General features: G+C 61.6%; 8 protein-coding genes. 1 reads left to right on the forward strand and 7 read right to left on the reverse strand.

Annotation, left to right across the window (positions count from 1 at the left end; translation table 11 throughout):
* The coding region (locus QZY48_RS25820; RefSeq protein ID WP_295436390.1) for a DUF4351 domain-containing protein at positions 1–427 on the forward strand (427 nt) is incomplete at its 5' end.
* Positions 428–575: 148 nt separating this feature from the next.
* Here QZY48_RS25820 and QZY48_RS25825 read toward each other — a convergent pair.
* From QZY48_RS25825 to QZY48_RS25855, 7 genes are all read right to left on the reverse strand, one after another.
* On the reverse strand, positions 576–2699 hold the full coding sequence (locus tag QZY48_RS25825) for a hypothetical protein (protein WP_295436391.1): 2124 nt from the start codon (positions 2697–2699) through the stop codon (positions 576–578).
* Complete coding sequence (locus QZY48_RS25830; protein WP_295436392.1) at positions 2666–4558, reverse strand: hypothetical protein; 1893 nt, start codon at positions 4556–4558, stop codon at positions 2666–2668. Before QZY48_RS25830 ends, QZY48_RS25825 begins: the two co-directional genes overlap by 34 nt.
* The gene (locus tag QZY48_RS25835; RefSeq protein WP_295436393.1) at positions 4498–5133 is read right to left on the reverse strand and encodes a hypothetical protein; all 636 of its coding nucleotides are present in this window, start codon (positions 5131–5133) and stop codon (positions 4498–4500) included. Before QZY48_RS25835 ends, QZY48_RS25830 begins: the two co-directional genes overlap by 61 nt.
* Positions 5134–5191: 58 nt before the next feature.
* Positions 5192–5518, reverse strand: coding sequence for a type II toxin-antitoxin system RelE/ParE family toxin (locus tag QZY48_RS25840; protein WP_295436394.1), 327 nt, complete (start codon positions 5516–5518; stop codon positions 5192–5194).
* Positions 5519–5522: 4 nt separating this feature from the next.
* Positions 5523–5792, reverse strand: coding sequence for a type II toxin-antitoxin system Phd/YefM family antitoxin (locus QZY48_RS25845; RefSeq protein WP_295436395.1), 270 nt, complete (start codon positions 5790–5792; stop codon positions 5523–5525).
* 57 nt (positions 5793–5849) lie between these two features.
* Complete coding sequence (locus QZY48_RS25850) at positions 5850–6065, reverse strand: UPF0175 family protein (protein WP_295436396.1); 216 nt, start codon at positions 6063–6065, stop codon at positions 5850–5852.
* Positions 6066–6408: 343 nt separating this feature from the next.
* Positions 6409–6570, reverse strand: a complete 162-nt coding sequence (locus QZY48_RS25855; protein ID WP_295436397.1) for a hypothetical protein — start codon at positions 6568–6570, stop codon at positions 6409–6411.
* Positions 6571–6691: the final 121 nt, after the last annotated feature.

Consider the following 6691-nt stretch of genomic DNA (forward strand, 5'->3'; position numbering starts at 1 on the left):
CGCCGCCTTGTTCCGCCTGGAGAATGCCCAGGCGCCGGAGAACATCCAGCGGGTCATCGCCTGCCTGGTCGAGTGGCTGGCCGGGGCAGAGAATGCGAGCCTGCGCCGTGCCTTCGTCGTTTGGCTCAAGCGCGTGCTGCTCCCGGCGCGCGTGCCCGGCGTCGAGATACCCAATTTCAGCGAGCTACAGGAGCTTCACGACATGCTGGCCGAACGCGTCAAGACTTGGACCCAAGAGTGGAAGGATCAGGGCAGGCAGGAGGGCGAGGCTAAGTTGCTGCGTCGACAACTCACTCGCCGCTTTGGCCCCCTGCCGTCATGGGCTGAGGAGCGCCTTGGTCAAGCCGGCGAGACCGAGCTTGAGGAGTGGGGTGATCGCGTGTTGGAGTGCCGGAGCCTGAAGGAGGTCTTTGGCGGATCGGCTTGAGCGGGTGGGTTAGCGGGTGAGGGGCCGGCGAGCTTTTTTCGTGGTACGTCCCCTATTATCCCCCCGTCCCCTATTATCCCCCCTATTATCCCGAGGAGTTGGGTCGTGCCCGCACCGGGGTCAGCTAAATGGTGACCGCGTTCCGCCCTTAGCCTTGTTCTCGCTTCGCCTTGATCAGGCTCAAGACGTAGTCGAGCCCGTCACCAGCGTAATCACCGTCACCAGGCACGATAACAAAGGTGATCCCCTGAGCCTTTGCCTTCGGCGGGGTTGATGGCGTCCAAGCTGCCCGGCTTTGAAGGGTCTGACCCGGGACGGTCTGTTTCCTCCAACGCCATTCGCCACTCACCCGCCCCTCCTTCCATCGGCTTGCCAGTCGGCGAGCTGGCTCTGGTATCCATTTGACCCTAAAATTTAACTCGCCCTCTTCGGCATCAGGTTCCTCATCCCGGTCAGGTTTGAGTATCGCGAGGGCGTAGGGGATACCGCGCGCGGCGCAGGACTGGGCCTTAGAGACTTCCTCCCGACTCCAGTAGAAGCTGCTTTTTGTCATTAACTTGACCTCGACATGCAGGATCTCCAAGTCATCTGCAGAGATGACGAGATCGGTCTCGCCGCCACCGGACCGGTCATGATGCTCGATCCTAAAGTCACCCCCAATCAGTTCAGCCAAGCGAACGCGAAACCATGCCTCGGCCGCCTGACCATGCTGCTGGGGCTCTTGTCCGCGAGGCCGTGACGGTGGTGGCGCTTTCGGTGTATCGGGAGGCGCTGATATCTGTGCTGGCCGGGGACCAGTTTCAGGCTCGGCCGTCGGGGCCGCCCGCGGGGCTTGGGTCGGCGCGTCTGGGCAGGTTGGCGAGCCCGATATCGGCTGCTGGCGTGGCTTGCGCGGTGTTTCCGACAGTGTAATCGGGAGATCGTCGTCGTGGTCGCTTGTGGTCGGGGATGAGCCCCGCCGCGGACTTGCGTCCGCCGGAGCGCTGGTGACCGCCTTTGCGCCTGGTTCAGAATTGGGGAAAGTGACCGATTGGGGAAGCGACGACTGATCGGGCACCGGGACCGAGGCGCCACCCCGCGGGTCCTTGTCTTCCCAAGCCCTGAACTCTGCGTCTCCCAAGCCCTCCGCCGCCAGGAATTGTCGGCCGACATCCGCCGAACCCGCTGTCTCCACTACATCAAAGAGCCGTGACACCGCATGCTTGATGGGACGGGTACAATTTGACTGCTGCTCAAAGGCTGCAGCGACGTTATCCCATAGTCGCCAGCGATGTCCCTCCCCGGCATCGACATGCAGGATGTCGTCTTCCCAGAGAAACGGCTGACTGGTGCGTCCCAAGTCACCACCTGCTGCAAGGACAACGTTGACCTCAAGTGGATTGTGCGCCCGAATCTCGCGAGCCCAGGCAGCACGAAGGCGGTCAGCCGCCTTTCGCCCTCCGACATGTTCAACCCAGGCGAGAACCAGCGGACGCACCCTGCCGCACCACCGCAAGCGTTCTTGCGTCAACTCGCAGGGCCGATGCTCAGCGACATCGAGTCGCACCAAGGCGCTGACTGCGCGGTCCTTACATCCGAACATCTCCAATAGCAGTCGCCCCTCGGCTACGCTCGCGAGCAATACCCTATGACCCGCCTTCAAGAGCGCGAGCTTGAACCCCTCAAAGCGTGGCTCATCGAGAATTGTCAGCTCGGTTACCGGAGAAAACACCAGGGTTTCGTCCGCGTCCACGCAAGGCAGCCGAGTGTTGGGCGCCCAATCGTCGTTCTCGACCTCCAACCTACTCAGGGCGTGCACGAAACCACGGAGTTCATTGATCGGCGGCTGCTCGAACGGCCAACCCGCCAGCCCGGATAGCCAACCGCGCCACTGGTCTAGCGAGTATTCGGTCACGCTGTCTTTCGCACCGAAACCCAGTGCGAATGCCTCCAAATCGCGCCTCTCACGGGGATCACAACTGCCGAGGTTAAGCCGGGGAAGCCATTTCAGCCAGGCCTCGTTACTGCCGCTGCCGATCAGGAGGTCGCACAGGGCTGCCTTGCCATCCGGGAAGAACGGTGACGTCTGGACTGAGAACAGCCGCGAGTTCTTGATCTGCCAAGCAATGAACCCCCACTGCGGCTCTGACTCGAACTTTCCAATCTTCTTGATATTCCCGCCCTGCGGTCCGCGCCGCCCGACGACAATAGTGCGTCGAGAACGACGCGCCGCCGCTTCCCAAAGGTTACGCAGGGCTCTTACCCGAGCGGCAATCTCCTCAAAGCCTCCCATGAAGGCCTCAAGCCCTTCGATGGCCCAAGCCTTGACCAAAGGCCAGCGCCCAACCCCGCCGGTCCCTGTGCGTTGATTATCCTTCTCAAGCTCCTTGCGACCGACCGTACCCCAGTAGTCCGGCCACCCGTCAATTCCCGAGAATTCGTCCGGCGACACACCAAGCGAAACGGGGTCTTCTGGCCAGTTCCCATAGTTTTCGCTTTCATCAAGGTGCCGCCGCCATTTCGGACTCCAAGACACCCCGACGAACCGCAGCACTGGAGCAATGCCCTTGCCATCCGGTAGCCGATCCGGCGGCGCGAGGAGAAAGCGCCGTCCACTTGATCGGGCGACGAAGTTCTCGGCCCAAGTGTTATCCCAATCGGCACCTGCATAGACCTTAGCTGCCAACCGCCATCTCGCGTCGGCACCCGACACCGCTCTGCAAGTCGCTCCCGCAGCTTGCTTTCGAAAATATCGCTTGACTCGTCACCCTCGCAATCGAGCGCGCGCAAGGCAAGCAACAAGGCGTCGCCGTTCGTTACCCACCAGTCTGGCGAATACTGCAAGGAAGCAAGAACTGCGTGTTCCAGTAGCTCATTTCGCCCGCCCTTATGTAGCTGACCATCGCGAAGGTCGCGGGAGACCTGAGATTCCCAGAGATCTCTCCTCTTAAGAGAATTCTGAAACTCTGCATCAAGCCAATCCACACGAATAAAGTCCGGAAGAACAGGCGTCACTTTCTGTGGCTCAAAGAACCCCGTGACATCAGCCGTGGTGACGGTTAATGCCCGATACCCGCCGGCGACAACCCGCCAAATGGTTAACCGATGAGAGTTATCAATGAAGAGCTTCTTCTCGCGCTCTGCCTCCTTCCCGTCGTAGCGAGGCCAAGAAATCTCCCGGTAGGTTTGCGCGAGAGTATCATGGGCGTCGCACGCAGCCTCAGGCGAGGTCGGCTGCCATCCCTGCATTGCCTTGACGTGCTCTGTCGGCGTCAAATAGTGTGCACCCAGATTGCACAAAATCGTCCGGGTGTCGTCGTTACACCAGTGCGGATGCGGCAATCGGGTTATCTCTGGCCCCGCCGGGCTTGTCTCAAGCAGCTTGCCGAGCCCGTGGCCCCATAAGTTCAGGTTCCGCGGAGCTGCGTCCGACCCGGCAATCGTGCGGACGAATACCGTAGACTTGACTTCATCGACAAGGCGCTGTTGCAGTTCTGCTTCGACACCATAGGTCTCCCCAATGGAATTACTGCGGTGCGGCGCAAGATAATACAGGGCGCCGGGGCCGCACTGGGCGACCAGGCCCGGTATCAGTCTCTCCCGCAGCAGATTGCATAACGCATCAGTGAGTGCGTGCTGGTAGCTCGGATCATCCTCGGCGAGGTGGCTTCGATCAGCTTTGAGCAGGAAGGTGCCATGCACGGCGATGGCCGGCAACGGCGAAAGACAGTCGGTCGCAAAGAAGTTCGCAACCCTTGCGTCGCTTTCATCGTCGTTGCCATCGACCTGATAGGCAAATCCAATCTCGGCGAGCCCAACCTCGTCGGACTTGGTGGGCATCACTGAATCCGGCAGCAGGCGTCGCATCACTTGATAATGCGCGACTGAAAGGCCGTCTTTGCTGATGTATAGCTGGTAACACCGGGTATTATCCGCGCTACTCCGGTGCTCGCGACGATCAATTCGCCAATCGGTCAGAACTCCATCAAGACACACTTCGATTCGGTTCAAATGCTCCAAGAAAAGCCATTGCCGGGGATTGATGTTCGCCAGTAACTCCTGAACCTCGGCGATCTTTTCCTGGAGCAGCCTCATGCGAAATATCGTGGACCAGACTGATAGCAGTTCTTGAATCTGCGTATTCGGATGCATACCCGGCTCCAGCGATAACGGGACCTGGAGCAAAGGCATCGGCCATCGGGCCAAGGACCATCCTCTTCGAGCTTCGCAACACCTGCTTCGCCGATCCTCTGGCGGATTCGTAGTGCCGCCTCCGAGCGATCAAACCGCGCCGCAATCCGGGCGGCAATCCGTCCGGAAAAGAGTTCAATCCGGTCGGTCCAGTTCAGTACCGACTTGAAGCCGGTGCCTTTGCTGCCGATCATGCGGGGTGGATGCTCGCGGTCCCTGTCCTTCTGTTTCGCGCTGTCGTTCAGCGTACATAGGGCACGGAACCCGCGATCGGTAAATGGCGCACCCTCGTTCGCGACGATCAGCTCACCGTCCGCAAGCCGAATTAGAACGCCGCCCTGCCGCTCCTCGTCGGAGAGTGCGTCCTCAACATTTTGCAGAAGCTCCAGAACCGGGCGTTTTGCGTATCCGCTGCGCTCCTTTTCCTCGCCATTGCCATCACTGCGAACCAGGGATGGTTTCGCCGAATATGCGTTGAGTGTTTCCTCGCGTGTCTCGGTGACGACGTCTGGGGGTCTCGGCTGATCGCGACTCATAATTACCAGATCCGAGTCACGCCAGACCGCGGTCGACCGAGACGGGTGAATGCAATGCTCAACCTGCGGGGTCCTGTGCCTTGGCCGATGCCGGCAGCCGCAATAACCGTTCGCTGCGCCACACCCGAACGATACGAACGCGCTGCGCGTCCAGGCGATAGACGATCCGGAAAGGAAGGTGGATCAATTCGCGCAGGAAGGTTTGGCCAAACTCCGGAACGATACGCCCGATGTGCGGGTGGTCGGCGAGCACCTCCACGCGCTCGAACATCTCAGCGACGAGCCGGTCGCCAACCTCCGGGACCCCTTCTTCGGCGTACCACTCCTGGATGCCCGTCAAGTCGCCGAGCGCGGACTCCGCGAAGCTTACCTTGGCGACAGTCACGCCCCTAGGCCAAGCCGAATCTGGCCTTGGCCTCGGCGAGAGAGACCTCGCGGCCAGTGTCCAGGTCGGCCAATCCCGCGACCACGGCACGCATGAAGGCGCACTCCTCCGCGGTCTGCTCGTAGTCGGCCACGGACTGCATGACGGCGACCCCGCGCCCGCGACTGGTGAGCAGCACGGGCCGATGGGCCTCGGCAGCATGTCTGACCACGCGGCCAGGATTGACCTTGAGGTCCGCCAACGGGACCACGTCTTCGGAGAATTTCGCGCTCATGGACGCCTGTCTCTGGGCTTGGTTGGTGCGGACATTCCGTCAAATGACCAGGCGCGATTAGCCGGGATTACCCACCTTACGCCGAAATAGACGCAAGCTTCGCGAGTAGACTTCTGACACAGGTCTCGCTTCGGCGGCTTTGCCTTGGGAGACGATGCCCTGGGCGTACCACTGCACGGCCGCCGCGATCCACATCTCGCGGGCGAACTCGCTCGGGGCCAGGCGTAGCGCGCCGAAGGTGGAGGGTTCAAACTCGAAGCTGATCGTTGCCATCGTCGACCCCGGTATTCCAAAGGTTGCGCTGCGTCGTCACTTAGGCGCCGGACGACCCAGGGGACGGGAGATTTCAAGCGATAGTATACGCAAATCGCAGGGCCGTAGGGGCGTAGCGCCGTAGGGCCGTAGCGCCGGGCGGATGCCCCCAAGGCGATCCGCCAGCGCGGTGCACGGCCATGGCGGAACCGCTGCGTGTTCCGGCAGACCGCACCTGCCCAACCCTTGCGATCCGGCGGGGTCCACCTTTGTCTTTAGGGGCAGAGGGTCAGGGTAACCAGCCGGCGTAGGGCGGAACTCCGCAGGAGGTTCCGCCGATCTTGCGGCGGCGTGGCGGATCGCCCTACCGCGGCAACGAGAAGGCGATGCGCGCCAGCAGGGCCAGGATGCCGGCAGACAGCGCCAACGACGGACCGACCATCCACTTGAGCAGGGTCAGTTCGGCACGGATCGGCGCCAGTTCGATCTGCAGATCCTTGCGCGTGACCACTTCCGCCGTGCCCAACACATCGGCCAGGGCTTCGGCCTTGGCCTCGGCCTGGTCGCGCGCAGGCCTCGATCGTCATTCCGGCCACCGGGAGCGCCGCACCCCAGTGCGGCGCGGCCTATCCGCAGAACGCAACGCC

It is taken from the genome of uncultured Thiodictyon sp. (genome assembly GCF_903828115.1).
Taxonomy (GTDB): domain Bacteria; phylum Pseudomonadota; class Gammaproteobacteria; order Chromatiales; family Chromatiaceae; genus Thiodictyon.

Coding starts and splice junctions, on each gene's coding strand:
- QZY48_RS25825 (WP_295436391.1), bottom strand. CDS start 2,699: ATGGGAGGCTTTGAGGAGATTGCCGCTCGGGTAAGAGCCCTGCGTAAC.
- QZY48_RS25830 (WP_295436392.1), bottom strand. CDS start 4,558: ATGCATCCGAATACGCAGATTCAAGAACTGCTATCAGTCTGGTCCACG.
- QZY48_RS25835 (WP_295436393.1), bottom strand. CDS start 5,133: ATGAGTCGCGATCAGCCGAGACCCCCAGACGTCGTCACCGAGACACGC.
- QZY48_RS25845 (WP_295436395.1), bottom strand. CDS start 5,792: ATGAGCGCGAAATTCTCCGAAGACGTGGTCCCGTTGGCGGACCTCAAG.
- QZY48_RS25850 (WP_295436396.1), bottom strand. CDS start 6,065: ATGGCAACGATCAGCTTCGAGTTTGAACCCTCCACCTTCGGCGCGCTA.